Here is a 25,289-nt window from a genome sequence, read left to right on the forward strand (position 1 = left end):
TCCCGTCAGACGTCCAGGAACCTCACATCACGAGCGTTGCGGGTGATGAAGTTGCGGCGCGCGTCCACGTCCTCACCCATGAGGATCGAGAACAGCTCGTCGGCGGCGGCCGCGTCCTCGAGGGTCACCTGCCGGAGCGTGCGGACCGTCGGGTCCATGGTGGTCTCCCACAGCTCCTTGGGGTTCATCTCGCCGAGGCCCTTGTAGCGCTGGATGCCGTCGTCGACGTTGATCTTGCGCTTGTTCTCCAGGCCGATCTTGAGGAGTTCGTCGCGCTCGCGGTCCGAGTACGCGAAGTCCGGCTCGCCCTTGCTCCACTTGAGCTTGTACAGCGGGGGCTGCGCGAGGTAGACGTACCCGTTCTCCACGAGCGGCTTCATGAAGCGGAAGATGAGCGTCAGCAGCAGCGTCGCGATGTGCTGGCCGTCGACGTCGGCGTCGGCCATCAGCACGATCTTGTGGTACCGCAGCTTGTCGATGTCGAATTCCTCGTGGATGCCGGTGCCCAGCGCCGTGATGATGGCCTGGACCTCGGCGTTCTTGAGGACCTTGTCGATCCGCGACTTCTCGACGTTGATGATCTTTCCGCGCAGCGGCAGGATCGCCTGGAACATCGAGTCGCGACCGGACTTGGCCGAACCACCGGCCGAGTCCCCCTCCACGATGTAGAGCTCGGACTTCGACGGGTCCTTGGACCGGCAGTCCGCGAGCTTGCCGGGCAGGCCACCGATGTCGGTCGCCGACTTCCGGCGCACCATCTCGCGGGCCTTGCGGGCGGCGACGCGTGCCTGACTGGAGGCGATGGCCTTGTTGACGATCACCTTGGCCTCGGCGGGGTTGGCTTCGAACCAGTGACCGACGTGCTCGGCCACCTGCCGCTGGACGAAGCCCTTGACCTCGGTGTTGCCGAGCTTGGTCTTGGTCTGCCCCTCGAACTGCGGGTCCGCGATCTTGGCGGAGATGACGGCCGCGAGACCCTCGCGGATGTCGTCACCCGTGAGGTTGGGGTCCTTCTCCTTGATGAGCTTCTTGTCCCGGGCGTATTTGTTGACCAGCGAGGTCAACGCCGCACGGAAGCCCTCCTCGTGGGTGCCGCCCTCGTGGGTGTTGATCGTGTTGGCGAAGGTGTGGACGGACTCCGAGTACCCGGAGTTCCACTGCATGGCGACCTCGACCTCGTGGCCGGTGCCCTTGCCCTCGAAGTACAGGATCGTCGGGTGGATCGCGGTCTTGGACTTGTTGATCGCCTTGACGTAGTCCTTGAGGCCGTCCGGGTAGTGGAAGGTCCGCTTGCGCTCGCGGATCTTCTCGGGCTCGGCCGCCTCAGCTCCGTCACCGGCACCCTCGACGAAGACCTGCTCGGCGTCCACGGCGCTGGCCAGATCCGAGCCCTCGTCCGAGCCCGGTGCGGAGTCCGGGCCGACGCCCTCGCTGTCCGCGATGGCGTCGAGCTCCGCCGCCTTCTCGGCTCGCGGCCGACGGTCGGTCAGCGTGATGGTCAGTCCCTTGTTGAGGAACGCCATCTCCTGCAGGCGACGGGCGACGATGTCGAAGTCGTACTCGGTGGTCTCGAAGATCGACGGATCGGCCCAGAAGCGGATCTTGGTCCCGGTGCCCTCGGCGGGCCCGGCGTCGACCAGCTCCGCCGGCACGGCCATGTCGAAGTCCTGCTTCCACAGGCGACCGTCGCGCTTGATCTGGACCTCGACGCGGGTCGACAGCGCGTTGACCACCGAGATGCCGACGCCGTGGAGACCACCGGAGACCGCGTAGGAATCCGAGTCGAACTTGCCGCCCGCGTGGAGCTGGGTCATGACGACCTGGACGGTGGGCATGCCCGACTCGTGCATCTCCACCGGGATGCCGCGGCCGTCGTCGATGACCTCGACGCCACCATCCTCGAGAAGGGTGACCTTGACGCCGGTCGCGTGCCCCGCCATGGCCTCGTCGACGGAGTTGTCGACGACCTCCCAGATCAGGTGGTGCAGACCCCGCGGTCCGGTGGAACCGATGTACATACCCGGCCGCATCCGGACGGCCTCGAGCCCCTCGAGGACCGTGATCGATGAAGCGCCGTATTCCTTGGCTCCGCCGTTGTCGGCCGTGCTCCTGGCGTCCGCCACGTGCGATCTCCTCGCGTCTCGGGGGTCTGGGACCGGCCCAGTCTACCTGCGGGAACCGCCGCGCGGGCCGCGGGCACGCCCGGCCCTCACCCGTAGGTGTCCCGCGGGCCCCGACCCGACACGTGGAGGGGGCCCTTCCGCCAACTCGGTTTCTCCGGCCCCTCCACCTTGAGCCGACGGACGTGACCCGGTCCCATGGCGGCGGCGATCTTGCGGAGGATGTCCGCGGACATCAACCGCAGCTGCGTGGCCCACGCGGTACTCGAGGCCCGCACGTGGAGGATCCCCTCCTCCAGACGCTCCGGCGTCGCGTGGCTCGAGACGTCCTCGCCGACGATCCGTCCCCACTCGGCGAACAGCCGGCCGGTGGCGACCTTGTCGTCCCATCCGCGCTTCTTGGCGACCTGGCCGACGAGCCGCCCGAGCGGCTGGGGGTCCCACGGATCGGCGCCGGCGCCCGTCCAGCCGCGCTTGCGCAACCGACGTCCCGCGCCGACCGGGCCGGTCCGTCCGCGACCGACCTGTTTGCCTTCCGCACGGGCCTTCGCCCTGGCCTCCTCGAGCGCCTTCTTGGCGATGTCATAACCACGTTGTGGCTGGGCAGACGGTGTTATGCCGTCCCGTCCGGTCCCGCCCGTCATGTCGGGTCCCCACTTTCCGTATCGGTGTTCTCGTCGTCGTCGCCCTCGTCGTCCCGGGGTCGTGACAGTGTCATCGCGGAGTGACGGTCCCGCCCCTCGCCCGTCATCACGACGTCATGACGCACGCCCCGCAGCCCGGCCGGGACGTCCTCCCCGACCGCCGCGGTGATGAGGACCTGCTCGACCCCGGCCGCGACATCGGCGAGCGCGGCGCGGCGATGGCGGTCGAGTTCGGCGAACACATCGTCGAGGAGGAGCACCGGCTCGGCACCGTCGGCGCGGAACAACTCGAGGGAGCCGAGGCGCAACGCGAGCGCGAACGACCACGTCTCCCCGTGGCTGGCGAACCCCTTCGCCGGCTCCTCTCCGAGGGTCAGGAGGAGGTCGTCGCGGTGCGGCCCGACGAGCGACATGCCGCGGTCGATCTCGTCGCGTCGCCGCCGACCGAGCTCCGCGAGGAGCACCGCCTCGACGAGTTCGGGATCGGTCAGCTCGGACTCATCGGGGGTGTCGGCGACGCGGAACCGGTAGGCGAGACCGGCCGGGCGGGACTCGGGTGCCAGCCCGCGATAGGCGTCGACGACGAGGGGGCGCAGCTGCCGGAGGAGGTCGATCCGACCGGCCACGAGTCTGGCCCCGAGTTCGGCCAGCCGGCCGTCCCACACGTCGAGGGTGTCCAGCACCGCGGCGGATTCCTCGGGCCGGCCGCGCCGCAGCGCACCTGACGCGGACTTGAGCAGCGCGGTGCGCTGACGCAGCACGGACGAGTACTCGGCCAGGTCGCGACCGAGCGAGGGACGGCGTTGGACCATGAGCTCGTCGAGCACTCGACGCCGCTCGGCTGGTTCGCCGCGCACGAGGGCGAGGTCCTCGGGTGCGAAGAGGACGGACTGGACGACCCCGAGGATGTCGGAGAGTCGGCGGCACGGTGAGGTGTTGAGTCTCGCGCGGTTGGCCTTGCCGGAGTTGAGCGCGAGTTCGACGGTGAGTTCCCGCCCGGCGTTGTGGGCGAGTGCGCCGACGAGCGCGGTCCCGGCACCGGTCCGGATCATCGGCGCGTCGCCCGCGACGCGGTGGGATCGGAGGCTGGCCAGCACGCCGATCGCCTCGAGGACGTTGGTCTTCCCGTGGCCGTTGCGGCCGATCAGCGTGGTGACCCCCGGCTCGAGATCCAGTTCGAGCAGCGGCCAGGAGCGGAAGTCCAGGAGCCTGAGGTGACGCAGGTGCATACCGGAACGGTCCCGGGTCGCGGGCTCAGCCCGGCAGGCGCACGGGCATGAGCAGGTAGGTGTGGTCCGACTCGACGGGCGCGATGGCGCCGTCGGCGCCCGGCTCGGGGAGGGCCTCGGGTGCGGGTCGCAGGACGGCGGGGCGGCTGGGCTGCGTGAACCCGAACGCGACGCGGGCCGAGTGGATGCTGCCCAGGCCGTCGAGCAGGTAGCCGGGGTTGAAGGCGATGGTCAGCGGCTCGCCGACGAAGTCCACCGGGAGCGACTCGTTGGCCTGCGCGGCGTCGTCCCCGCCGGCCGAGAGCGCGAGCTCGCCCTCGCTGAACGCCATGCGGACCTGGACGCCGCGGTCGGCGACGAGCGCGACACGCTTGATCGCCTGCACGAGGGCGTCGACCTCGACGATCGCGACGGACGTGTGCTGGGGCGGCAGCAGCTGCCGGACCTTGGGGAACTCTGCGTCGAGCAGGCGGGTGGTGGTGCGCTGACCGGAGACCAGCACACCGAGGATGCCCTCGGCCCCGACGTTGGAACCCGCCCCGAGGCTGAGGTCGACTCGACCACCGTGTCCGGCCGAGCGGGTGACCTCGGACAGCGCCTTGGCCGGGATGAGCACCTCGACGGTGACGTCCTCGCGAGCCGGCTCCCAGTCGAACTCCCGGATGGCCAGGCGGAACCGGTCGGTCGCGATGAGCGTGACCCGGGTGCCCTCGATCTCCATACGGATGCCGGTGAGCATCGGGAGGGTGTCGTCCTTGCCGGCCGCGACGACGACCTGGCCCACGGCCTCCGAGAACGCGTCGACCTCGGCGGAGCCGGTGACCTCCGGCATGGCCGGAAGCTGCGGGTAGTCCTCGACCGGCATGGTCGGGAGGGTGAACTTCGCGGAGCCGCAGGTGATGTACATCTTCTGCGCGGTGACCACCACCTCGACCGGGCGGTCGGGCAGGGCGCGGGCGATGTCGGCCAACAGCCGCCCGGACACCAGCGTGCTGCCCGGCTCGGATACCTCCGCGGGTACCGAGACCTGCGCTGACGTCTCGTAGTCGAACCCCGAGATCGTCAGACCCGAGTCCGCCTCGAGCAGGACGCCGCCGAGGATCGGCACCGACGGCCGCGAGGGTAGCGTGCGGGCGACCCAGGCCACGGATTCCGCGAAGTCCTCGCGGGTGACGCGGAACGTCGGATCCGTGATCTCCATCGATGACCTCTTTCAGGCGGGGCGGATACCGGCTGCCGGTATCTGGACGAGTGGTCTGTTTCGGGGGGTCGTGCCGTACGTGCCCGCCGCGGTCGGCGGAACGTCTCCATGAGGGTAACCGCTCGCACCGACAGTGGGCACACGGAGTCGGCGTAACCGGTCAAGCAGGCTCGCCGTTCCACATCCCTACTTCTTACAAGAACTCTCAAGAGAGATAAGAGGTAGTAGTAGGTCCTGTGAAATTGTGAGCCGAGACCTGTAATCACAGGTCTCCGCCGATTTCGTCGTGTGAACGCGTCTGTCGATTCTTGTGATTTGGTCGAGCGCCCCGGTGGAATCACAAGATTCCGTCCACCCTCTGTCCACCGTCGGTCCACAAGATCCCACAGCTTTGTCCACAGCTGTGAACGATGTGACGAAGGGGGTCGCGGGGGGTCTCAGGTGTGTCGCGACGCGGTCGCAGGCGCCGTGACACGACGGTCGCAGGCGCCGTGACACGACGGCTCCGGCCGGATGACAGGGGTCGCGGCGACGCGGCGACCCGCGCGCACGACGAATCAGCCCGTATGGCGGGAAGGGGGACGGTACGAGTGGCCCTCAGAGCGAGCGGGAGCGCTCCTTGATCCGGGCGGTGAGCTCCTGGATCTGGTCGTAGGTACGCCGGTCGTCCTTGATCTCCTTGAGGATCTTGCGCTGGGCGTACATGACCGTGGTGTGGTCCTTGCCGCCGAAGGTGACGCCGATCTTGGGGAGGGAGAGGTCGGTGAGTTCGCGGCACAGGTACATGGCGATCTGCCGTGCCCGGGAGAGCGACCGCGTCTTGGACGTTCCGCACAGTTCGTCGATGCTCGTGGAGAAGAACTCCGCGGTCACCGCCATGATGGTCGCCGCGGAGATCTGTAGCGAATCGTCGTCGGAGACCACGTCGCGCAGAACGATCTCGGCGAGCGGCACGTCGATCTCGTGCCCGTTGAGCGACGCGAACGCCACCACACGGATGAGCGCGCCCTCGAGTTCGCGAATGTTGCGCTGGACGCGGGTGGCGATGAGCTCGAGGACGTCCCGGGGGACGACGTAGTTCTCGGACTTCGCCTTCTTGTCCAGGATCGCGATGCGTGTCTCGAGCTCGGGCGGCTGGATGTCGGTGATCAGCCCCCACTCGAACCGCGTGCGTAGTCGGTCCTCGAGGGGCTGCAGCTGCTTGGGCGGCCGGTCGGAGGAGATCACGATCTGCTTCTGCGCGTTGTGGATCGTGTTGAAGGTGTGGAAGAACTCCTCCTGGACCTGCTCCTTGCCGATCAGGAACTGGATGTCATCCACCAGCAGGATGTCCGCCTCGCGGTACCGCTTTTTGAACATGTTCTGGCGGCCGTCGCGGACGGAGTTGATGAAGTCGTTGGTGAACTCCTCGGTCGAGACGTACTTGACCTTCTGTTCGGAGTACATGCGCAACGAGTAGTGCCCGATGGCGTGGAGCAGGTGGGTCTTGCCGAGACCGGATTCTCCCCAGATGAACAGGGGGTTGTACGCACGGGCGGGCGCCTCGGCCACGGCGAGTGCGGCGGCCCTGGCGAACCTGTTGGAGTTGCCCTGGACGAACGCGCTGAAGGTGTAGCGCTCGTTGAGGCCGGGGGCCGTCGCAGCGGACAGCGCCTCGTCGCGGTCGCTGCCGTGGAGGAGTCGCTCGGCGGCGATCTGTTCCTCGGTCATCCGCCGGGGCCGTGTGGTGGCCGGCGGGTGCTCCTCCTCGGCGGCCGGGCGATGGATCTCGTCGGCGTCGATGACCTGGTCGTCCTGGTCGTCGGTGGGCGGTTGCCCGCCGGCCAGGGAGGTGTCGACCTTGACGGCGAGGTCGACGGGCTCGCCGAGCTGCGCGCTCAGGGCGCGGGTGATGGGTCCGCGCAGGACGGATTCGATGTTGTCGCGGGCGAAGGCCGATGGCGCGGCGAGCATCGCGAAGCCGTTGACCACGGCGATCGGCTGTACGAGCCGGAGCCACGCCTGCTGCTGGCGGGACAGGGCCGGGTTGTCGTCACTGGCCAACTCGGGATCGGTGAGCCTGTCGAGGACGGCACTCCACACGTGTTCGAGCTCAGGAGACACGGTGGGTGGTCTCCTCTCGTCAGCGTGTCGGGCGATCCCGGTGGGCCGGGGGGCCGGCCAGGCCGGACACCACACTCTATCCACAGGCTCCGACCCAGGTCCACTGAGGTATCCACATGGTTGTCCACAGCTGTGGGAAGACAGACTTCACCCATGGGCCGTGCGCAGGTGGAGGATCAGCGGCGAGGGATCGGTGGTACTGGTTCGGATCTGAGGTTATGTACAGCCCGGGGGGGCTTGTTGGTGAATGACCGTAACAACACGTCCCAGCCAGGGGCAACCCTCAAGATCGACTGGAGGCCGGAAGTCAAGCATCGCGGCCGTGGGCGTGTCGAGATGGCCTGCGAAGTGGTGACCGTGGGACGAATGGGATTACACGGTTTGGTGGCCGGCGCGTGGTGCGCGTAATCTTGAACAGTCTGTCGTGCGCCCGCGGGCGTACGGCGCGTCGTGGTGCCGCCGACCCCGGTGATTCGACGACGTCTCGTACTCGAACAGGCGCTGGTCACGGCGCCGACTTCACGTGAGGAGCCAACCATGGCCAAGGGCAAGCGGACTTTCCAGCCGAACAACCGTCGTCGTGCCAAGGTGCACGGTTTCCGTCTCCGGATGCGCACGCGCGCCGGCCGTGGCATCGTCGGCGCCCGTCGTCGCAAGGGCCGCGCCTCGCTGACGGCCTGATCCCGGCCGGGGTGGCGCGTGCTTCCCAGGTCGCACCGGCTCCACCGTTCCGCTGATTTCGCTACGGTGGTGCGCAAGGGTGCCAGGAAGGGCCGCCGCACCATGGTCGTACACGCCCACGTGGACTCCTCGGATGTCCGCGTGGGCGGTCCGCGTTTCGGGCTCGTCGTGAGCAAAGCCGTCGGGGACTCGGTGACACGCCATCGGGTCAGCCGGCGGCTTCGTCATATCGCCGCCGAGGTGCTGGCGGACGTCGACCCGGACCTCATGGTCGTCGTGCGCGCGAACCCGGCGTCGGCGACGGCGCCTCACGCCGATCTGGTGCGGGATATGAGAACCGGGTTGGCCGCGGCGGCGTCGCGGGCTCGGGGGTCAACGTGACCCGGGGCCGGCCGGGACCCGTGGCACGGGTCCTGTTGTGGATGCTGGACTTCTATCAGAAGGGCATCTCGCCGCTCACCCCGCCGAGCTGCCGGTTCGAGCCGACGTGCAGCGCGTACGCCGTCGAGGCCGTGCGTGTCCACGGCGCCTGGTACGGCACCTGGCTGTCTGTGTGGCGCCTGCTGCGCTGCGGCCCGTGGACGCCGGGCGGGTGGGACCCGGTCCCGGAGCCACGCGCGCCCGATCCCCCGGACGAGCATGATGCGCACGACCACAATTCACGAACGTAGCTAGGACTCACACACCCATGTCGTTCATCACCAACCCGCTGGTCTATTACCCGATCTCCGGGATCCTCTGGTTCTGGCACAAGATCTTCGCCTTCCTCGGGGGGCTCCTCCCGTGGGTCGAGGCTCCGGACTCCAACGGCGTCATCTGGGCGCTGTCGGTGATCTTCCTCGTCGTCACGCTGCGCGCGTTGCTGTTCTGGCCGGCGGCCAAGCAGATCCGCTTCTCCCGCAAGATGCAAGAGCTGCAGCCAAAGATGAAGGAGCTGCAGAAGCGGTACAAGAACGACCGCGAGAAGCTCGCCGTCGAGACGCGCAAGCTGCAGAAGCAGGAGGGCTTCAACCCTCTGCTGGGCTGTTTGCCCATGCTCATCCAGATCCCGGTGTTCCTGGGTCTGTTCCACGTGCTGCGCTCGTTCAACCGGATGGGTGAGCAGTTCGGCGCTCTGGGGATGACGGCCGAGGAGACGCGCAACACGGGCAACTACGTGTTCAACGCGGACGAGGTCCAGAGCTTCCTGGACGCCCGCCTGTTCGGCGCCCCGCTGTCGTCGTTCATCTCGCAGCCGGTCGAGCAGTTCCAGGCCTTCGTCGAACCGGGTGCCGCGCTGGACTTCTCCCGGTGGAACATCATCCTGGTCGCCGTTCCGTTGATGATCATCTCGGCGGTCACGACCCACTTCAACGCCCGCGTGTCGCTCTCGCGTCAGTCGCCGGAGGCGGCGGCGAACCCGCAGGCGAAGATCATGAACCAGCTGATGCTGTGGGCGTTCCCCATCGGCATCCTGGTGACCGGTGCGTTCTGGCCGATGGCGATCCTCGTCTACATGGTCACCAATAACCTGTGGACCCTGGGTCAGCAGTACTTCCTGTACGAGAGGATGGCCAAGGAGGACGACGCGGCCGCGCTGGCGCGCCGTGAGGAGCAGAAGGCCCTCGCCCCGCGTGTCGGGGTGAAGCCGGTCAACCCCAAGAAGGGCCGTGGGAGCGGGTCGGCCGCCGCGTCGGGTACCGCCGTGGCCACCGCGCCCACCGTGGGCGCGGATGAGGTGAATGGGGACGACGACGAGGTGGTCCCGCCGAAGGCCGCTCCCGCCCCTCCCTCGCCGAGCGGGCCCCGCCCGGGGCAGCGCCCACAGGCGCCGGGCGGTCAGCGGAGTAGGCCGGCTCAGAAGGCCTCCGGATCGCGGCCCAAGAACAAGAAGAAGAAAAAGAAGCGGTGACCCGGTAGGGCACGCAACTGGACGAGGTCCCCGATGCTCCGGCGTCGGGGACCTTGTCCCATACTTGGGGTAGATACTCGTCGGCTCATGTGGGTACGGCGATCGGCGGTCACGATGGAGGCGGGTCCATGTCCAAGAGGAGCATCGAGGTGTCCGAGGAACGATTGGTCGAGGAGGGCGAGGTTGCCGGTGACTATCTCGAGCAGTTCCTCGACATCCTGGACTTCGACGGGGACATCGACCTGGATGTCGAGGGCGACCGCGCGGTCGTGAGCATCGTCGGGGGCGACGATCTCGACACGCTCGTGGGTCCGGCCGGCGCGGTGCTCGATGCGATCCAGGAGCTGACCCGTCTGGCCGTCCAGCAGGAGTTGGGTGACCGGAGTCGGCTGATGCTCGACATCGCCGGATGGCGCGAGGCCAAGCGGGAGGCGTTGACCGATGCCGGTCGTGTCGCCGCCCAGCGGGTGCTCGAGTCAGGAGAGTCGGAGGAACTGGAGCCGATGACCCCGTTCGAGCGGAAGATCATCCACGGCGCGATCGCGGAGATCGACGGGGTCACGTCGGACTCGACCGGCGTCGAGCCGAACCGCCGGGTGGTCGTCCTGCCGGAGTGAGGCGATGAGGACCCGACAGGGGTGCGAGTCGAGCGGCTCGCACCCCTGTCGCGTGTCCGGGGAAGAATGACAACGATGTAGTTCGATGTTTCACGTGAAACCGGGCCTGGGCCCGATGGAGGTAGCGCAACGCCATGACCGACGACACCACTAATGAAACGACACGTGACAGCGGCCTGGGCGGCGTGCCCGCAGGCGCCGCGGACGTGTTCGGCGAGCGTCTCCCACTGGCGATCCGGTACGTCGAGTTCCTCGGAACCGCGGGACTGGAGCGCGGTCTGATGGGGCCGCGGGAGCGTCCCCGTCTGTGGGATCGGCACGTGCTCAACTCGGCTGCGGCGGCGTCTGCGCTCGAGGACGGGGAGGCGGTCGTGGACATCGGCAGCGGCGGCGGCCTGCCCGGGATCCCGATCGCTCTCGCCCGACCGGATCTCCGCGTGACGCTCGTGGAACCACTGCTGCGGCGCGTGACGTTCCTCGAGGAGATCATCGACGAACTCGGTATCGACGTGCGAGTGGTGCGTGGCCGGGCGGAGGAGAAGGCCGTCATCGCGACGGCGGGGAATGCCGACGTCGTGACGTCCCGCGCGGTCGCGCCGCTGGCCAAGCTGGCCGGGTGGTCCGCTCCCCTACTCCGGGTCGGCGGGCGAATGGTCGCGCTGAAGGGTGAGTCCGCGGCAGACGAGGTCGAGCGGGATCGCGGGGCGCTCGCCACGCTCGGTTTCGAGGGGCTTCGCGTCGAGACCGTGGCCGCCCCCGATGCGGAGCCGACGAGACTGGTGATCGGCAGTCTGGCGACTAGGATGGGACACCGTGGCTCGCGATCTCGCGGGGGAGGACGACGCGTCCGGTGACCGGCCCGGGCATCCGGCCCGGGATCGTGTCGGTTTCACGTGAAACACTGACTCCACGGGCAGCGGATGCTGCACCGCCGGTGTCCATGATGGAAGTCGAAAGGTGACGGATGTCCGACGACGAGACCCCGATTTTCGCGGCTGCGAGGCAGGCGAACGAGGTGCTCCACGGGGATGCCCCCGCGCTCCCCCGGCCTGAGACGCCGCGCATCATCACGATCGCCAACCAGAAGGGCGGCGTCGGGAAGACGACGTCCACCGTCAATCTCGCCGCAGCTCTGGCTCTCGGTGGGCTCGGTGTCCTCGTCATCGACATGGACCCTCAGGGGAATGCGAGCACGGCTCTCGGTGTGGACCACCGCGAGGGGACGCCGTCGAGCTACGAGCTGCTGATGTGGGAGGCCTCGATCGAGGACCTCATGCAGAAGAGCCCGCACGCCGAGCAGCTGTACTGCATCCCCGCGACCATCGATCTCGCGGGCTCGGAGATCGAGCTCGTCGGCCTACCCCACCGGGAGCGGCGACTGGCCGAGGTCCTTCACCCCGACGATCTCCGGCTGCTCGGGATCGACTACGTCTTCCTCGACTGCCCGCCCTCCCTGGGCCTGCTCACCGTTAACGCGATGGTGGCCGCGAGCGAGGTGCTCATCCCCATCCAGTGCGAGTACTACGCACTGGAGGGTGTGGGGCAGCTGCTGCGCAACGTCGAGCTGATTCAGCAGCACCTCAACACCGAGCTCGCGATCTCGACCATCATGCTCACCATGTATGACGGCCGGACCAAGCTGGCCGAGCAGGTCGCGGGCGAGGTACGGAACCACTTCGGCGACACGGTGCTGCGGACGGTCATCCCTCGGAGCGTCAAGGTGTCGGAGGCGCCGGGTTTCGGGATGACCATTCTCCAGTACGACGCGGGATCCCGAGGTGCCCTGGCCTACCTCGACGCCGCCCGCGAGATCAACGGCCGGGGCGTCACCAGCCGGCGCGCAAGCGACCGGGGGCCGGACGTCCGGGGGGCGAGTAGCCCGGGTGGCGATACGACGACTGACGAGTTGGTGGGCACCCCCGCCCCCGGCATGAGCGCGGACGAATCGCGTCCGGAGGAGAGTCGATGAGTCAGCAACGCAAGGGTGGTCTCGGACGTGGGCTGGCGGCCCTGATCCCGACCGGACCCGAGGACGGCCCGCGGCTCGGTAGCGACGCGGCCGACGTGATCCTGGGCCCCCGCGCCGGCGGTCCCCGTACCTCTCCCCCGCGCCCCCGTCGCGCGGCTGCGGATACCGCGGCGCCGGCGGAGTCCGCCGGCGATGCCGGAGCGTCCCGTGCGGGCCGCGCCGAATCCTCGGCGTCCGCAGGAGGGGGTCGTGAGCGGGGCGCTGTTTCACGTGAAACGCCGACCGGCGATCGCGGCGAGCGTACGAGCGAGGTTTCACGTGAAACCGCTGACCTGGTCGATCCGGGCGCGGTCTACCGGGAGATCTCGCCGAGCGACATCGACCCGAACCCCAAGCAGCCGCGGACCTACTTCGACGAAGAGGCCCTCGCCGAACTCGCGCACTCCGTGAAGGAGTTCGGCCTACTGCAGCCGATTGTCGTCCGTGAGATGTCCGGCGGCCGGTATCAGCTCATCATGGGCGAGCGCCGCTGGCGCGCGAGCCAGCGGGCCGAGCTGGCGACGATCCCCGCGATCGTCCGTCAGACGGAGGACGAGGACCTCCTCCGCGACGCCCTGCTCGAGAACATCCACCGAGTGCAGCTCAATCCCCTGGAGGAGGCGGCCGCGTACCAGCAGCTGCTCGACGAGTTCAACGTGACGCAGTCCGAGCTCGCCAACCGGATCGGGCGGTCCAGGCCGGCCATCACGAACAGTATCCGTCTCCTCCAGCTCCCTACGGCGGTCCAGCGCAGGGTTGCGGCAGGCGTCCTGTCCGCAGGGCACGCCCGCGCGCTCCTCGGGCTGGAGGCGGGCGCGGCCGCGCAGGACGAGCTCGCCGCGAGGATCGTCGCGGAGGGCTTATCCGTCCGCGCCACGGAGGAGATCGTCACTCTGGCCAACCGTGATGCCGAAGATGCCGAGGAGAAGCCGAAGCCCGCTCCCCGCGGTCGTCGGAAGGACCCCGAGCTCGAGGCGGTGGCCGGTCGACTGTCCGACCGCTTCGAGACCTCGGTGTCGGTGACGATGGGTCGCCGCAAGGGCCGCATCACGATCGATGTCGGGGACGCGGACGACCTGGCGCGTGTCCTCTCGCTACTCGAGGGCGGGTCGACCGGTACGACACGATGATCTCGATTCGTTCGTTGGACCTGTCCGCCGTGGACCATCTCGGCCCGCGGGCCCGGCGTTGCGTCTATTGGCAGACGGACGGCGAGTCGACGAGTGGCTCCCCCGGGGATCCGGAGTTCGAGAAGGAGGCGTGGATTTCCCACGTCTCGCTCGAGTGGGGCGTGTGCGGACAGATCGCCCGGGCCGCCGACAAGCCCGCGGCGGCGGCGTTCTACGCGCCCCCGGGGATGATCCCCCGAGCGTCCTGCTTCCCGACCTCACCGGTCGGCGCCGACGCGATCCTCCTGGCGGGGATGAGCGTCGAGGATGGCGCCCCCGCCGGAGTCCTCACCTCGCTCCTCGACGCGGTCGTGGTGGACCTGCGGAGTCGCGGCATCAAGGCCATCGAGGCCTTCGGGGTGACGTCCGAGGACGCGGGCGAGATAGCGTCACGTGACACGTGCGGCGCGGACTCGTGCGTGCCGGCGACGAGCTTCCTCATCGAGCACGGGTTCACCATCATCGCGCCGCACGAGACCCATCCGAGGCTCCGGCTCGATATCCAGAGCGAGCACCTGTGGAAGGCGGACGTCGAGCGCGCCCTCGATCAGCTGTTCGCGGAGCACGGCTTCGCCACCCGCCGAGTCGGCGTGTTGTCGGGGGCGTCGGCCCGGGCGTGATGTCCGGCCGGGGCCGGGTAGTACGTGCCGGGCGAGCCTGGTAGCGCGTGAATGCGTGTGCCGGGCGAGCCGCGGGGCTCAGCTGCGCTGGCGCTGCTCGTAGTCGATGAGGTCGTCGACGGACATAGACCCGGTGGGATGGTCGTCCTCGTCGAGTAGATAGAGGCGCTTGACGCCCACGAGGATCGAATCGATGATCGTGTCCTGCGCGTCGCGGTCCCCCAGGATGGCGAGGTCGCCGGCGTTGTGTGCGTACCCGAGGTAGATCTGCACGGACGGCATACGGGTCATCCGCAGCAGTGGCCAGCTGCGGCCGTGGGTGCGGCAGTCCCGCAGCTCGGTGCGGCTGACGATCTCCCGCTGGATGAATCCCGACAGAGCCTCACCGAGCATGGACTCCGCGCCCAGCGAGTTACCGAAGTAGAAGGTCGCGACCCCGTTGCCCACGGGATTGGGATGCCGGTCGAGCCGCAGGGAGATCACGAGGTCGGCGTTGAACGCGTTGGCGATCTCCGCGCGTTCGGGATCGGTGGGGATCATCGCCTCGGGCCGCGAGAGGAAGACCTCCACGCCGGCCTGGTTCATCCGCTCGGAGAGGCGTCGCGTGATGTCCCACAAGAGCTCGGCATCCGTGATCGTTCCGTTCGGGGTCTCGATGCGGATCGGGTTCTCGGAACCGCTGGGGCCGGGATCGAGCACGATCCGCTTGCCGGCGAGCATCGGACCGGAGGTACGGGCGCGCTCCTTCTCCACGAGGGACGCCACGTCGCCGCCCTTGAAGAGGGTCGAGAAGCGGTTGATGGTGTCGAGGGTCTCGGCGCCCACCACGCCGTCCGCCTCGAGGGCGCAGTCCCGCTGGAAGTCGGTGACCGCAGCGTGGGTGAGGGCGCCGAAGGTCCCGTCGACGAGACCGGCGTAGAAACCGAGCTCCCCGAGCCGGCGCTGGAGCTGGGCGACGTCGTCCCCGGCCATGGGCTTGGAGACGATGTAGCTCAGATCCCGCGTCCCCAGGACGTGGCTGGCGTCGTCGAGGGCGGCCTGGGTCGCCGGACCCACGATCCCGTCGGAGATCAGCCCACGGGCCTGCTGGAAGGCCAGAACGGCCGTCTCGAGATCGGCGTCGAACACCGCGTCGGTCCGGGCGAGGACCGAACCGGTCTCCGGCTCGGTGACCCCGACCGAATCGATGTTGTGAAGCAGGCCCATCCCAGCGAGGGTGGCCCGGATCGCGGCCACCTCGGGCCCGCGGTCACCACGCCTCCACGCCATGGGTTCCTCCCGCTCTCTCGAGTTACGTACTCGAATGAACTTACCGCCTCACCCACCCGAGTGCCGTTCCCGCGCCGCGCGGCGGGGGAACGGCTCAGGGGGTCTCTCAGCAGCTTCTTGCGGGACCCTCAGGATCCCAGGACGTCGCTGAGCTCCGAGCGCAGGGCCGACTTGGACTTCGCGCCGGTGAGGCGCTTCACGGGCTGTCCCTCGGAGAACAGCAGGAGCGCGGGGATCGCGGTGATCTGGTACTCGGCGGCCAACTCCTGGTTGGCCTCGACGTCCACCTTGGCGACCGTGAGCTTGTCGGCCTCGGCGCCCGCGAGTTCGTTGAGGACCGGCGCCATCATGGTGCACGGGCGGCACCAGGTGGCCCAGAAGTCCACGAGCACCGGCTTGGAGGCGCTGGCGGCGAGGACGGCGTCGGCGAAGTCGGCCTCGGTGACGTCGACGATGTTGGGGGTGTCGGCCATGATGGCGGTCCTTTCGGTGGAGGTTCGGGTGGCTGTGGTCAGGCCTGCTCGGCGAGCCAACGCTCGGCGTCGATCGACGCCGAGCAGCCGGAACCGGCGGCGGTGATGGCCTGGCGGTAGCGCTTGTCGACGAGATCGCCGCAGGCGAAGACCCCGGGGATGGAGGTGGCGGTGGTCTGGTCGGTGAGGACGTAGCCGTCCTCGTCCACCTCGACCTGGTCGCGCACGAGCTCCGACCGCGGGTCGTGGCCGATCGCCACGAACATCGCGGCGGTCTCGAGCTCACTCGTCTCCCCGGTGACCGTGTTGCGCAGGCACAGCTTCTCGACCGAGCCGGTGCTGCCGGCGACGACCTGGTCGACGGTCGTGTTGAGGATAAAGGAGATCTTCTCGTTCTCGCGGGCCCGCTCGAGCATGATCTTCGACGCGCGGAACTCCTCGCGGCGATGAACGATCGTCACCGAGGAGCCGAATTTGGTGAGGAAGGTCGCCTCCTCCATGGCCGAGTCGCCGCCGCCGACCACCACGATGGGCTTGTCGCGGAAGAAGAAGCCGTCGCAGGTGGCGCACGAGCTCACGCCGCGGCCGAGGTACTCCTGCTCCCCCGGGACGCCGAGGTAGCGGGCGGCCGCGCCCATCGCGAGGATGACGGCGCGGGCACGGTGTTCCTCCTCGCCGACGCGGACGATCTTCACGTCGCCGGCCAGGTCCATCGACGTGACGTCCTCCATCCGGAGGTCGGCGCCGAACCGCTCGGCCTGCTCGCGCATCTGCATCATGAGGTCCGGGCCCATCATGCCCTCGGCGAAGCCCGGGAAGTTCTCCACGTCGGTGGTGGTCATGAGCGCACCACCGAACTGCGACCCCTCGAAGACCACCGGTTTGAGCTCGGCCCGCGCGGAGTAGATGGCGGCGGTGTAGCCGGCCGGGCCGGATCCGACGATGATGACGTCGTGGACGGTGTCGCTCATGAGTTCTCGGGGCTCCTCGGGGTGGGCGGTCGATGGGGAGGGTGGCGGACCTGCACCACCGTGTCAGGCCTACTCACCAGGGCTCAACACGCGGGTGGGGCGGCTTGTTCCCCCAGTGTCCCCGGTCTCCCCCTCACGCGGTGAGGGTGACCCCCTCGAGGAGGACGGCGAGCTTGGCGCGGCCGCGGGCGCACCGGCTCTTGATGGTGCCCGGGGGGACGTTGAGCAGGTGGCTGGCCTCGGCCACGGTGCACCGCAACATGTCGACGACGACGACGGCGTCGCGCTGATCGTCGGGCAGGCCCGCCAGCGCCTCGGCGACGATGATCGCGTAGGCGGGATCCTGGTGGAAGTGGTCGCGCAGGGTGACCTGCTCGTGCAGTGACGCGGTGAGCTGCGTATGGGTACGCAGGCGTTGGGCGCGCATCTTGTCCAGGCACGCGTTGACCACGATCCGGTAGAGCCATCCCTGGACGGGGCAGGCGTGCTTGAACGTGTCCGCCTTGCGGTACGCCGAGACGAGGGCCTCCTGGAGGGCCTCCGCGGCGTCATCGCGGTTGAACGACGTCCGGATGGCCAGCCGCCACAGGTAGTCGTAGTGACGGCGGACGAGCGCGGAGAACGCGTCCGGATCGCCGGCGACGTGCGCGTCGATCAACTCCGAGTCCGTCAGCGGGGACTCCGCCCGCAGGGACGCACGCGTCGTCGCCGGGGCGGGGGTGACGGTGGCACCGGTGTTCACGGGCGTCACGGTAACCCGGTGCCTCGGCCGGTGGGGGTGCCACCTCGGCGCCGGGCGGGTCAGCGGGTGAGCTCGACCTCGGTGATCTCGGCGTCGTAGGCCTGGGCACCGGACGTGCCGAGCCGGGTGATCCACACGAGGAGGTACCGCGACTCCTCGGGCTCGTCGATCGTCACGGTCGCCTCGCCGTCGCGGACGGTGCCCGTCCCGAGCCGGGTGGTCTCGTCGAGGGAGCTCGGCGTCGCGGTGGGCGACGAGCGCACCTCGAAGCGCACGTCGTCGTCCTCGGAGTGCAGGACCACCCGCCGGACCTCCTGCTCGCCGTCGAGGGTGAACATCAGCCCGATGCCCGGCTTGTAGGCGGACGGCGAGTCGCCGATCTGCGCGCGGTAGGTGTCGCTCGACCACGAGGTGGACCGGTCACCGTCGGCCACGTTCGGCGCGCTCGCCGAGTTCTCCGCCGTGCCGGCCGAGGACGCCGGCTGCCAGGTCGTCACGGTCGAGACCTCGACCGGCGTGTCCGGGGTGTCCCGCTCGGTCTCCTCGGTGTCCGCCTGGTCCTCCGGCGCAGGTTCGGTGGTCTGGGACGCCCGGCTGGCCTGGGCGGCCCGCTCGATCGCGTCGAGCTGTTGCGACAACGGCGTGTTGTTGCTCGTGCCGCCGAAGCCGCCGAGCAACCACGTGAGGACCAGGACGATCACCACGACCGCCGCGGCGGAGGTGCCGGCCATGATCTGCCACCGGCGCTTCTGCGTCTCCGGGTCCGGCTCGGAGTACGGCTCAGCGGTCCCGCCCGCGTACGCCCCGTCGTACGCCCCGCCCGCCGGGTCCGGGTCTACCGGGCGGGTGACACGCGCGGCGCGCACCGGCCCGCCGACGCGGTCGGCCACCATGGATCTCACCGTGGCCGCCGAGCTCACCGACGACCCGTCGAGCGTCCGCATCGCCAGCACGGCGGACTCGGGCGAGACCCCGGAACCGACCACCGTGGGATCGAGGACCTCGTCGTCGTCGCCCCTCGGGGCCTCCCCCGGGCGCCCGTCGGCCGGATCGTGCCGGTCGGACCCGTCGGGAAGGGGCAGCGGCCACGTCCCGGTGAGCAGCGCGTAGAGGACCGCGCCCAGACCCCGCACGTCGGCGCGGGCGTCCGCGCCCTCGCGCACTCCGGGGAAGGACAGGACGGCGCGCCCGTCCTCGGTGAGGCGGACCCGGTCCGGCGAGTCCAACCCGAGGGCGAGGCCGGCCTCCTCGGCGCGGGTCGCGGCGTCGGACAGGCCCCACACCGCGCCCACGGCGGAATCCGGGTCGGGTTCCGCGACGGCGGCGGCGAGACTGCGGCCCGGGATCCACTCGGTGACGACGATGCCGCCCGCGCGGCCGCGGATGACGTCGAGCACGCGCGCGAGGCCGTCGGAGTAGACGGACGTCAGGGCGACGGTCCGGTCGAGGACCCCGGTGGCCGAGCCCGGGGGCTGCTCGCCGGGAAGGGGGTCGACGAAGGTGAGGGCGACGAACCTGTCGAGGCGCCGGTCGCGGGCCTTCCAGAACGCCTGCCCGGCGACGCCGCCGCACGGCTCGAGCAGTTCGTACCGGCCACCGGAGACGAGGCCGCCGACGGTCAGACGAGGAGGAGTGGGGGAAGCGGACCCCACGGGGGCCCCGGTCTGATCGCCCACCCGCTGTCCTCCTCGCCTGGTGCGCCCGGCCTCCCGTCGGCCGCTCGTGATCCCTCGAGTGTACGTACCGCCCGCCCGGGGAATCGACTATCGCCTCAGACGCCCCACGAGGCCGCGGAGAACGGGGGTGATGGAGTCCAGTTCCGGCAGACGGGATCTCGACAGGACCAGCCCGGTGACCGCGAGGGTGAGGACACCGGCGAGCGCCGCGCGGAGCACGTAGCCGATGCTGCCGACGGCGTCGGTGAGCGCGTCCATCGGCAGCACCGTGTCCACCGCGAGGGCCACCAGGGCGCCGGCGACCGAGGCGCCGAGCGTCCACGCGGCGGACCGGAGGGTTTCCCGGCCGCGCAACGACCCGAGCTTCGAGCGGAGCAGGACGTACCCGGCCACCGCGCCGACGACCCAGCCGATGCCGTTGGCCAGGGCGAGGCCGATCACCACGTGCGAGCGCTCGTCCGCGACCGCGGGGACGAGGAGCGAGAGGACGACCCGGACGACGGTGATCGCGAGGATCATCACCGTGGGCGTCCAGTAGTCCTCACGGGCGTAGAAGACGCGCTGCTGCAGGAGTACGATCGCGTAGGGCACCAGGGTGAAGGCGCCGGCGGCCACGGTGAGGCCGAGGACCCGGGCGCTGTCGGCGTCGAAGTTGCCGTAGCGGAACAGGCCCGTGGCGATGGTCGGCCCGAACGCCGTCATGAAGGCGATGATCGGCAGGAGGCCGAACAGGGACAGCCGGGTGCCCAGCGAGATGTCGCGCACGACCGCGTCGTTCCGGCCGGCGACGCCGTTGTCCGCCAGGCGGGGGTTGATCGCCGTGAGCAGCGTGACGCCGATGATCCCGTACGGGACCTGCAGCAGCAGCCAATAGGTCTGGTAGATCGCGATGGCGGCCTCGTCGGCGGCGGCGCCGATGCGGTTGGTCATGACCAGACCGACCTGCGAGATGAGCACGTACGTCACGCCGGCCAGCGCGTGCCCGCCGAACTGCTTGATCCGCGGGTCGAGCCCCCACTGCGGGCGCAGGTCGACACCGGCGCGGCGCAGCGCGGGGACGAGGACGGCGGCCTGGACGACCACGCCGAGCGTCGTGCCCAGACCGAGCAGCAGGATCGGGCCGCTGAGCAGGTTGACCGGCGCCGCAGGGTCGATACCGCTGCCCACCACCGCGAACAGGGCGAGCGTGGCGATCGCGACGACGTTGTTCCACACCGGCGCCCACGCGCCGGGCCGGAAGACGCCGTTGTAGTTGAGCACCGCCAGCATCACGGAGAACACGCCGTAGAAGAAGATCTGCGGAAGCAGCAGGAACGCGAACGCGGTGGCCAGGTCGGTGTTGACCTCGCCGTCGCCGAGGTTGAGTTCGGTGAGCAGCGGCGCGCACGCCACGGCGAGCACCGTCGCGCCGAGCGCGAGCGCCGAGGTGACGGTGAGCAGGCGGCGGATGAAGGACACTCCCCCGTCCGCGTCCTCCTGCGCCGCCTTGGCCAGCAGCGGCATGAACATGGCCGTGAGCACCGAACCCAGCACGAGCTCGGTGATCATGTTGGGCAGCGTGTTGGCGGTGTTGAACGCCGACGCGACCGCGGGGCCCAGCACGGTGAGGATGAGGATCATCCGGACGAACCCGGTGATACGGCTCGCGAGGTTGGCCACGGCCATCGAGCCCGTCGACCGCATCACGGACGCGTCGGACGAGTCGCGCGTGCGGCCCCCGGTCCCGCCCCCGGAGCGGGACTCGGAGGACCCGTCCGTGGACGTGCCGGCAGCCGGGGCCCCCGCGCCCACGGAGGCGGCCGTCATGGCTGGGGTAGGGATCGCGTCGGGAACGAACGAGTCGGCGACCGGCGGCGGCGACGCCGGGCCGGGCAGCACGCAGCTGCCCGACTCACGCCGCCTGGCCCTGAGGCCGGGATCCGGTCTGCGCAGTTCGGGTCCGGTGGACCCCTGCTCGTCGTTCACGGTCGGTGCCCTTCGTCCGCGGGGTCGAGGATGCCCCGACGGTAGCGCAGGTAGCGCCGACCCCCGAGGACGAGGGCGAGCGCCGCCGCGGCCAACGCGAATGCCTGCGCGACCGGGTACCCGCCGGTCTGGACGGACAGTTCCACCGGCTCCGACAGCGGTCGGCCGTCGGGTCCGGTGAGCATGAAGGTCACGGCGTGCCGGGTGCCGCCCTCGGCGTCGGACTGGGTGGGCACCTGCAGGGTGCGCGATCCGCTCGCCGGGATCTGGACGACCCCCACCGGATCCACCCGGATGTCCTCCGGGGCGGTCACCGTCACGCCGACGCGGACCGGGAACGGCAGGGCGTTGCGTGTCACGAGCAGGAGCGGGCTGTTGGGGCTGGCCATCGTGAAGACGCTGCCCGGCGGCAGGAGGTCGACGCGGTCGAGGGAGGCGGTCACCGTCTCCTCGAGCCGGTCGAGTCGCGCGGCGGACCGGGCCAGTGCGTCCTCGCCGGTCCCGGATCCGGGGTCCACACCGTCGCCGCCGGCCCGCCGCCCGGTCTCCGAGAGGACCCGCAGGGCGTCGGTGACCATCGGGTCGAGGTGATCCTGGGCGCCCGCGGAGGTCGGATCGGAGGTGTCGACCAACGAGCGGAGCGTGCCGACGGCCTCGAGGGCGGTGGCGATGCGCCGGTCCGCGCCGGCGGGGTCGGGCGCGCCGGGGTCGACCGCGCCCGTCGGATCCGGGGCGAGGGTCCCGTCGGGGACGGTCACGGGGCTGGTGAGGCGTTCGGTGAGCGGGAGCGCCCGCATGCGGCCGGCCGTCAGCTGGGCGCCGAGCGACTCGAGCAGGGAGCCGGCCGATTCCCCGTCGACGGTCCACACCTGCGGCGGCACGGCGAGGACGCCCTGAGCGTCCGCCGTGGCGTCCCCCGGGCCACTCGTCGCGTCGATCGCGTCCACCACCGGCGCCAGCAGGGCCGCGCGGGCGTCCTGGAGCCGGGCCGCCGGCGAGTCGGCCGTGAGCCAGTACCGGGTGTCCGGGTCCGAGTAGCGCGGGTTCTCCGGCACGTCGCCGGTCGCGGCCAGGGCCGAGCCGATCGTCGCGGAGTAGGTCAGCGCGCGCCCGACCGCCGTGCCGGCCAGTCCCACGATCCCGGGGGGCGGCACGAGGCCGGTGTCGGTGCGGGTGGACGGCGCGGCCACCACTGCGCTGCCCGCGCCACCACCCTGCGGGGCGAGGGCCTCGGCGGTGCCCGGCGCCAGGGTGCCCGAGGCGGGCACGACCACGTCGGGGACGGGCGCCACCCCGAGGATCCGCTCGACCGAGCCCGCGTTGTCGAGCGCCGCACGCGTGAGGTCGGTGGACCCCACCGCCGCGACCGACTCGAGGCCCGCCTGCGCGGCCGGCAGGCTCACCACGCACGCGCCGTCGGAAAGGGCACGCAGCTCGTCCAACCACCGTGTGGCGTCCGCGGCGACGGCCTCCGGATCGGCCGGGCGCGTGGTGGCGCCGCCGGACCCGGAGTCGTCGTCGCCACCGCCGCGGACCCTGGCGCCACGCGCGGAGGAGTCACCCGTGCGATCGGATCCGGCGTCGTCGGAGATCACCACGGTGCGGCCGCCCGCGATCTCCGACACCGTCCCCAGCAGCGACGGATCCACCGCCAGGCACATCGAACGCCGCAGCTCCTGACCCCCGGGTCCGTCGAACGCCTCGTCGGCCGCGCGGACCAGACCGGTGAGGCGACCGGAGTCCGACAGCTCCCGCAGGAGGGAATCGTCGGTCAGCATCACCACGGGATCGGGACCCTCGACACCGGGCACCGCCGCGACCCGCGTCGGTGACGAGGCCAGCGGCCACAGCACCGTCAGCGGGACCGGCGCCGGACCCTGCTCGTCCGCCGGCGTGGGGTCGACCACCTCGTCGTCGTCGACCCCCGGCACTGTCGCCGGCCGCGGCGCCTCCAGCACGGGCAACAGGGTGCGGGCGTCGTCGAGGCGCGCGGGGGATCCGCCCGCGGGCGTGCCGTTGACGTTGACGAGCAGCGGGTAGACGCCGGGCTCGGTGAGCTGCAGGTCGGGGCCCGGATCACCGGGCACGGCGCGCGCGGGCATGGAGACCCGGTACGTCACCGACGCGCCCGGCGGCACGGCCTCCGCCACGCGGACGAACTCGCCGCGCACCCCGAACGACGGTTCCGACCACACCAGCGGTTCGCGCACCGACTCGGCGTCGGCGGACCGCGGCCCGCGCTGCAGGCGCACGTCAACCGCCTCGAGCGGGGTGTCGCCGACGTTGGTGATGGTCCCCGACACCGTGACGACCGGGACGCCGGCCTCGGTGCCGACGGCGGCCCCTCCCCCGCCCCCGGCGGCCGCCGGGTCGTTCGCGCCGTCGAGGACCCGAGGGGTGAGCTCGTCGATGCTGATCCTGGCCAGTGCGGGGGCCGGATTGGGGATGTAGCCGGCGGCCGAGGCCTGCTCGGGGGTGATCGCGCGGGCCGCGGCCGGGCCCCACGCGGTGCCGACGCCCCAGCCCGGTCCGATCGCCAGTGCCGCGCACAACGCCGTCGGGACGACCGCCCGGACTGCACGCCCAACCGGCCGCCCGATCACGGCCCTGACTCCTCCGGGGAGTCGTCGCGGGGCGCGGCTGCGGAACCCGGGGCGTGACTGCGGCGGACCGGCTCCGGACCGTCGGCCCGGCGGGACGGGTCCACCACCTGCGCGTCGGCGGGCGGAGGGTTGTCGCCTGCGGCCTCGGCGCGGGCGAGCTGCGGCAACAGGGTGCGGGCGGCCTCGACCAGCCGCCGCTCGTCCGGATAGGCCAGGCGGCGGGGCAGGTCATCGAACGGCACCCACGCGACCTCGGTGATCTCGGGGTCCTCGTCGCACAGGTCACCGTGGTCGTAGCGGATGAGGTGGTGGTGGACGGTCTTGTGGATGCGCCGACCCTCGGCCACGAACCAGTAGTCGATGGTGCCCAGCGCCGCCAGGACCGTGCCGTCGACGCCCGTCTCCTCGAGCACTTCGCGTCGGGCCGTCTCCTCGACGGTCTCGCCCGGCTCGATGTGCCCCTTGGGCATGGACCACAGCATGCGGCCGCGCCGGTCGAGGCGACCGATGAGCGCGACCTCGAGCCGGGACAGGTCCGGCTCGGGCCCGCTCGCGGCGCGCTCGAGACCGCGCACGACCAGCCCGCCGGCCGAGGTCTCCAGCACGGTCTTGAGGCGCTGGCCCCCGCGGGGATGGCGCGCTCCCCCGCGGCCGCCGCGGGCGTTCTTGGCGCCGCCCTTGCCGCCCTGGGCGCCCGGCTTGGACGCCGCCTTGGCACCGGTCTTGGGCGCGTTCTTGGCGGCCGTCTTGCCGCCGGCCTTGGACCCGCCCTTGCCGCCGGCCTTCCCGGGCGGCGACGTGCGGGTGGTGTTGGCCGAGGCCGCCTGTCCCCCACCGGATCGGGACCGGTTGGAGGCGCGCGCGTGGCGGGGCGCCTGGCGTGAGGTCGCGCCGGCGGTGCCGTCACCGGACTTCACCGTGTGGGTGGTGTCGGCGCCCTGCTGCTTCTGGGCCTCGGCCGCACGGCCCTGCCCCCGGCCACCGCGCCGTCCGCGGCCCCCGCGACGGCGCCGCCGGCCCTGGCGCTGCTGACCGTCATCGGGGGCCCCGGACTGTCCGCCCTGGGCGGCCTTCGGGCCCGACGCGCCGCCGGCGCCGCCAGAGGGGTTCTGGGCGGCCGACTTCGGGGCGTCGCCGTGACCGGATCGTTGCCCGTCGGAGCCCTTCGCGCCGCCGCGATCCGGGCGGTGACCTGCGGAATCACGACCGGCCGAGCCGGGTCCGGCCGGCCGACGCGAACGACGACGCCGCGGCGCGTTGGCGCGCGGTTCGGCGGGACGATCGGCTTCGGACACCCATCGATGCTA

The 25,289-nt window shown here is 70.7% G+C and carries 22 protein-coding genes; 9 read left to right on the forward strand and 13 right to left on the reverse strand.

The window, feature by feature from the left end:
• Positions 1-5 precede the first annotated feature (5 nt).
• The 5 genes from gyrB to dnaA all read right to left on the reverse strand — a co-directional run bounded on the left by gyrB (position 6) and on the right by dnaA (position 7,297).
• Positions 6-2,123, reverse strand: a complete 2,118-nt coding sequence (gyrB, locus tag DPA01S_RS00080) for a DNA topoisomerase (ATP-hydrolyzing) subunit B (RefSeq protein WP_061913304.1) — start codon at positions 2,121-2,123, stop codon at positions 6-8.
• An 86-nt stretch (positions 2,124-2,209) separates the two neighbouring features.
• Entirely contained in the window at positions 2,210-2,764 is a 555-nt protein-coding gene (locus DPA01S_RS00085; RefSeq protein ID WP_061913306.1) for a DciA family protein, read from the reverse strand.
• Positions 2,761-3,993, reverse strand: a complete 1,233-nt coding sequence (gene recF / locus DPA01S_RS00090) for a DNA replication/repair protein RecF (RefSeq protein WP_061913308.1) — start codon at positions 3,991-3,993, stop codon at positions 2,761-2,763. Before recF ends, DPA01S_RS00085 begins: the two co-directional genes overlap by 4 nt.
• Before the next feature lie 25 nt (positions 3,994-4,018).
• Positions 4,019-5,194 (reverse strand): DNA polymerase III subunit beta, encoded by a 1,176-nt coding sequence (gene dnaN, locus DPA01S_RS00095; RefSeq protein WP_061228204.1) that lies wholly within the window; start codon positions 5,192-5,194, stop codon positions 4,019-4,021.
• Positions 5,195-5,791: 597 nt separating this feature from the next.
• A complete protein-coding gene (gene dnaA / locus DPA01S_RS00100; RefSeq protein ID WP_007629602.1) occupies positions 5,792-7,297 on the reverse strand; it encodes a chromosomal replication initiator protein DnaA in 1,506 nt (501 codons plus the stop codon).
• 537 nt (positions 7,298-7,834) lie between these two features.
• On the opposite strand from dnaA, the gene rpmH reads away from it, so the two are divergent.
• The 9 genes from rpmH (at position 7,835) to DPA01S_RS00145 (ending at position 14,283) form a co-directional block, all read left to right on the forward strand.
• Positions 7,835-7,978 carry a 50S ribosomal protein L34 gene (gene rpmH, locus DPA01S_RS00105; protein WP_007629603.1) on the forward strand — a complete coding sequence of 48 codons (144 nt, stop codon included), beginning with the start codon at positions 7,835-7,837 and terminating at the stop codon, positions 7,976-7,978.
• Between the two features lie 18 nt (positions 7,979-7,996).
• Positions 7,997-8,359, forward strand: coding sequence for a ribonuclease P protein component (gene rnpA / locus DPA01S_RS00110; RefSeq protein WP_061913310.1), 363 nt, complete (start codon positions 7,997-7,999; stop codon positions 8,357-8,359).
• Between the two features lie 20 nt (positions 8,360-8,379).
• A complete protein-coding gene (yidD, locus tag DPA01S_RS00115; RefSeq protein ID WP_061913312.1) occupies positions 8,380-8,649 on the forward strand; it encodes a membrane protein insertion efficiency factor YidD in 270 nt (89 codons plus the stop codon).
• 17 nt (positions 8,650-8,666) lie between these two features.
• Positions 8,667-9,869: a membrane protein insertase YidC gene (gene yidC, locus DPA01S_RS00120; protein ID WP_061913314.1), complete on the forward strand. Its 1,203-nt coding sequence runs from the start codon at positions 8,667-8,669 to the stop codon at positions 9,867-9,869.
• A gap of 128 nt (positions 9,870-9,997) precedes the next feature.
• A complete protein-coding gene (locus DPA01S_RS00125) occupies positions 9,998-10,486 on the forward strand; it encodes a Jag family protein (RefSeq protein WP_061913316.1) in 489 nt (162 codons plus the stop codon).
• 134 nt (positions 10,487-10,620) lie between these two features.
• Positions 10,621-11,340 carry a 16S rRNA (guanine(527)-N(7))-methyltransferase RsmG gene (gene rsmG / locus DPA01S_RS00130; RefSeq protein WP_061913319.1) on the forward strand — a complete coding sequence of 240 codons (720 nt, stop codon included), beginning with the start codon at positions 10,621-10,623 and terminating at the stop codon, positions 11,338-11,340.
• 110 nt (positions 11,341-11,450) lie between these two features.
• The gene (locus DPA01S_RS00135; protein ID WP_061913321.1) at positions 11,451-12,455 is read left to right on the forward strand and encodes a ParA family protein; all 1,005 of its coding nucleotides are present in this window, start codon (positions 11,451-11,453) and stop codon (positions 12,453-12,455) included.
• Positions 12,452-13,624, forward strand: coding sequence for a ParB/RepB/Spo0J family partition protein (locus DPA01S_RS00140; RefSeq protein WP_061913323.1), 1,173 nt, complete (start codon positions 12,452-12,454; stop codon positions 13,622-13,624). Before DPA01S_RS00135 ends, DPA01S_RS00140 begins: the two co-directional genes overlap by 4 nt.
• Positions 13,621-14,283 (forward strand): hypothetical protein, encoded by a 663-nt coding sequence (locus DPA01S_RS00145; protein WP_061913326.1) that lies wholly within the window; start codon positions 13,621-13,623, stop codon positions 14,281-14,283. The genes DPA01S_RS00140 and DPA01S_RS00145 overlap by 4 nt, the downstream gene beginning before the upstream one ends.
• Positions 14,284-14,361: 78 nt before the next feature.
• Here DPA01S_RS00145 and DPA01S_RS00150 read toward each other — a convergent pair whose 3' ends face one another.
• The 8 genes from DPA01S_RS00150 to DPA01S_RS17140 form a co-directional block, all read right to left on the reverse strand.
• Complete coding sequence (locus tag DPA01S_RS00150) at positions 14,362-15,552, reverse strand: N-acetylmuramoyl-L-alanine amidase (protein ID WP_061913328.1); 1,191 nt, start codon at positions 15,550-15,552, stop codon at positions 14,362-14,364.
• Positions 15,553-15,680: 128 nt separating this feature from the next.
• Positions 15,681-16,025: a thioredoxin gene (gene trxA / locus DPA01S_RS00155; protein WP_007629616.1), complete on the reverse strand. Its 345-nt coding sequence runs from the start codon at positions 16,023-16,025 to the stop codon at positions 15,681-15,683.
• A 38-nt stretch (positions 16,026-16,063) separates the two neighbouring features.
• Entirely contained in the window at positions 16,064-16,996 is a 933-nt protein-coding gene (gene trxB, locus DPA01S_RS00160) for a thioredoxin-disulfide reductase (RefSeq protein WP_061913330.1), read from the reverse strand.
• Between the two features lie 133 nt (positions 16,997-17,129).
• Positions 17,130-17,747 carry an RNA polymerase sigma factor SigM gene (gene sigM, locus DPA01S_RS00165; RefSeq protein WP_061913332.1) on the reverse strand — a complete coding sequence of 206 codons (618 nt, stop codon included), beginning with the start codon at positions 17,745-17,747 and terminating at the stop codon, positions 17,130-17,132.
• A 50-nt stretch (positions 17,748-17,797) separates the two neighbouring features.
• Positions 17,798-19,414: a protein kinase family protein gene (locus DPA01S_RS00170; protein ID WP_061913334.1), complete on the reverse strand. Its 1,617-nt coding sequence runs from the start codon at positions 19,412-19,414 to the stop codon at positions 17,798-17,800.
• 87 nt (positions 19,415-19,501) lie between these two features.
• Positions 19,502-21,379, reverse strand: coding sequence for a lipid II flippase MurJ (locus tag DPA01S_RS00175; protein ID WP_061913336.1), 1,878 nt, complete (start codon positions 21,377-21,379; stop codon positions 19,502-19,504).
• Positions 21,376-23,982, reverse strand: a complete 2,607-nt coding sequence (locus DPA01S_RS00180; protein WP_232302932.1) for a hypothetical protein — start codon at positions 23,980-23,982, stop codon at positions 21,376-21,378. The genes DPA01S_RS00175 and DPA01S_RS00180 overlap by 4 nt, the downstream gene beginning before the upstream one ends.
• Complete coding sequence (locus tag DPA01S_RS17140) at positions 23,979-25,277, reverse strand: NUDIX hydrolase (RefSeq protein WP_232302933.1); 1,299 nt, start codon at positions 25,275-25,277, stop codon at positions 23,979-23,981. Before DPA01S_RS17140 ends, DPA01S_RS00180 begins: the two co-directional genes overlap by 4 nt.
• Between the last annotated feature and the right edge of the window lie 12 nt (positions 25,278-25,289).

This window comes from Dietzia papillomatosis NBRC 105045, from assembly GCF_001570845.1.
In the GTDB taxonomy this organism is placed as follows: domain Bacteria; phylum Actinomycetota; class Actinomycetes; order Mycobacteriales; family Mycobacteriaceae; genus Dietzia; species Dietzia cinnamea.

Excerpts from the sequence above, each read along its gene's own strand:
- DPA01S_RS00085 (WP_061913306.1), bottom strand. The coding sequence starts at position 2,764 with ATGACGGGCGGGACCGGACGGGACGGCATAACACCGTCTGCCCAGCCA.
- recF (WP_061913308.1), bottom strand. The coding sequence starts at position 3,993 with ATGCACCTGCGTCACCTCAGGCTCCTGGACTTCCGCTCCTGGCCGCTG.
- dnaN (WP_061228204.1), bottom strand. The coding sequence starts at position 5,194 with ATGGAGATCACGGATCCGACGTTCCGCGTCACCCGCGAGGACTTCGCG.
- rpmH (WP_007629603.1), top strand. The coding sequence starts at position 7,835 with ATGGCCAAGGGCAAGCGGACTTTCCAGCCGAACAACCGTCGTCGTGCC.
- yidC (WP_061913314.1), top strand. The coding sequence starts at position 8,667 with ATGTCGTTCATCACCAACCCGCTGGTCTATTACCCGATCTCCGGGATC.
- DPA01S_RS00125 (WP_061913316.1), top strand. The coding sequence starts at position 9,998 with ATGTCCAAGAGGAGCATCGAGGTGTCCGAGGAACGATTGGTCGAGGAG.
- rsmG (WP_061913319.1), top strand. The coding sequence starts at position 10,621 with ATGACCGACGACACCACTAATGAAACGACACGTGACAGCGGCCTGGGC.
- DPA01S_RS00135 (WP_061913321.1), top strand. The coding sequence starts at position 11,451 with ATGTCCGACGACGAGACCCCGATTTTCGCGGCTGCGAGGCAGGCGAAC.
- DPA01S_RS00140 (WP_061913323.1), top strand. The coding sequence starts at position 12,452 with ATGAGTCAGCAACGCAAGGGTGGTCTCGGACGTGGGCTGGCGGCCCTG.
- DPA01S_RS00145 (WP_061913326.1), top strand. The coding sequence starts at position 13,621 with ATGATCTCGATTCGTTCGTTGGACCTGTCCGCCGTGGACCATCTCGGC.
- DPA01S_RS00150 (WP_061913328.1), bottom strand. The coding sequence starts at position 15,552 with ATGGCGTGGAGGCGTGGTGACCGCGGGCCCGAGGTGGCCGCGATCCGG.
- trxA (WP_007629616.1), bottom strand. The coding sequence starts at position 16,025 with ATGGCCGACACCCCCAACATCGTCGACGTCACCGAGGCCGACTTCGCC.
- trxB (WP_061913330.1), bottom strand. The coding sequence starts at position 16,996 with ATGAGCGACACCGTCCACGACGTCATCATCGTCGGATCCGGCCCGGCC.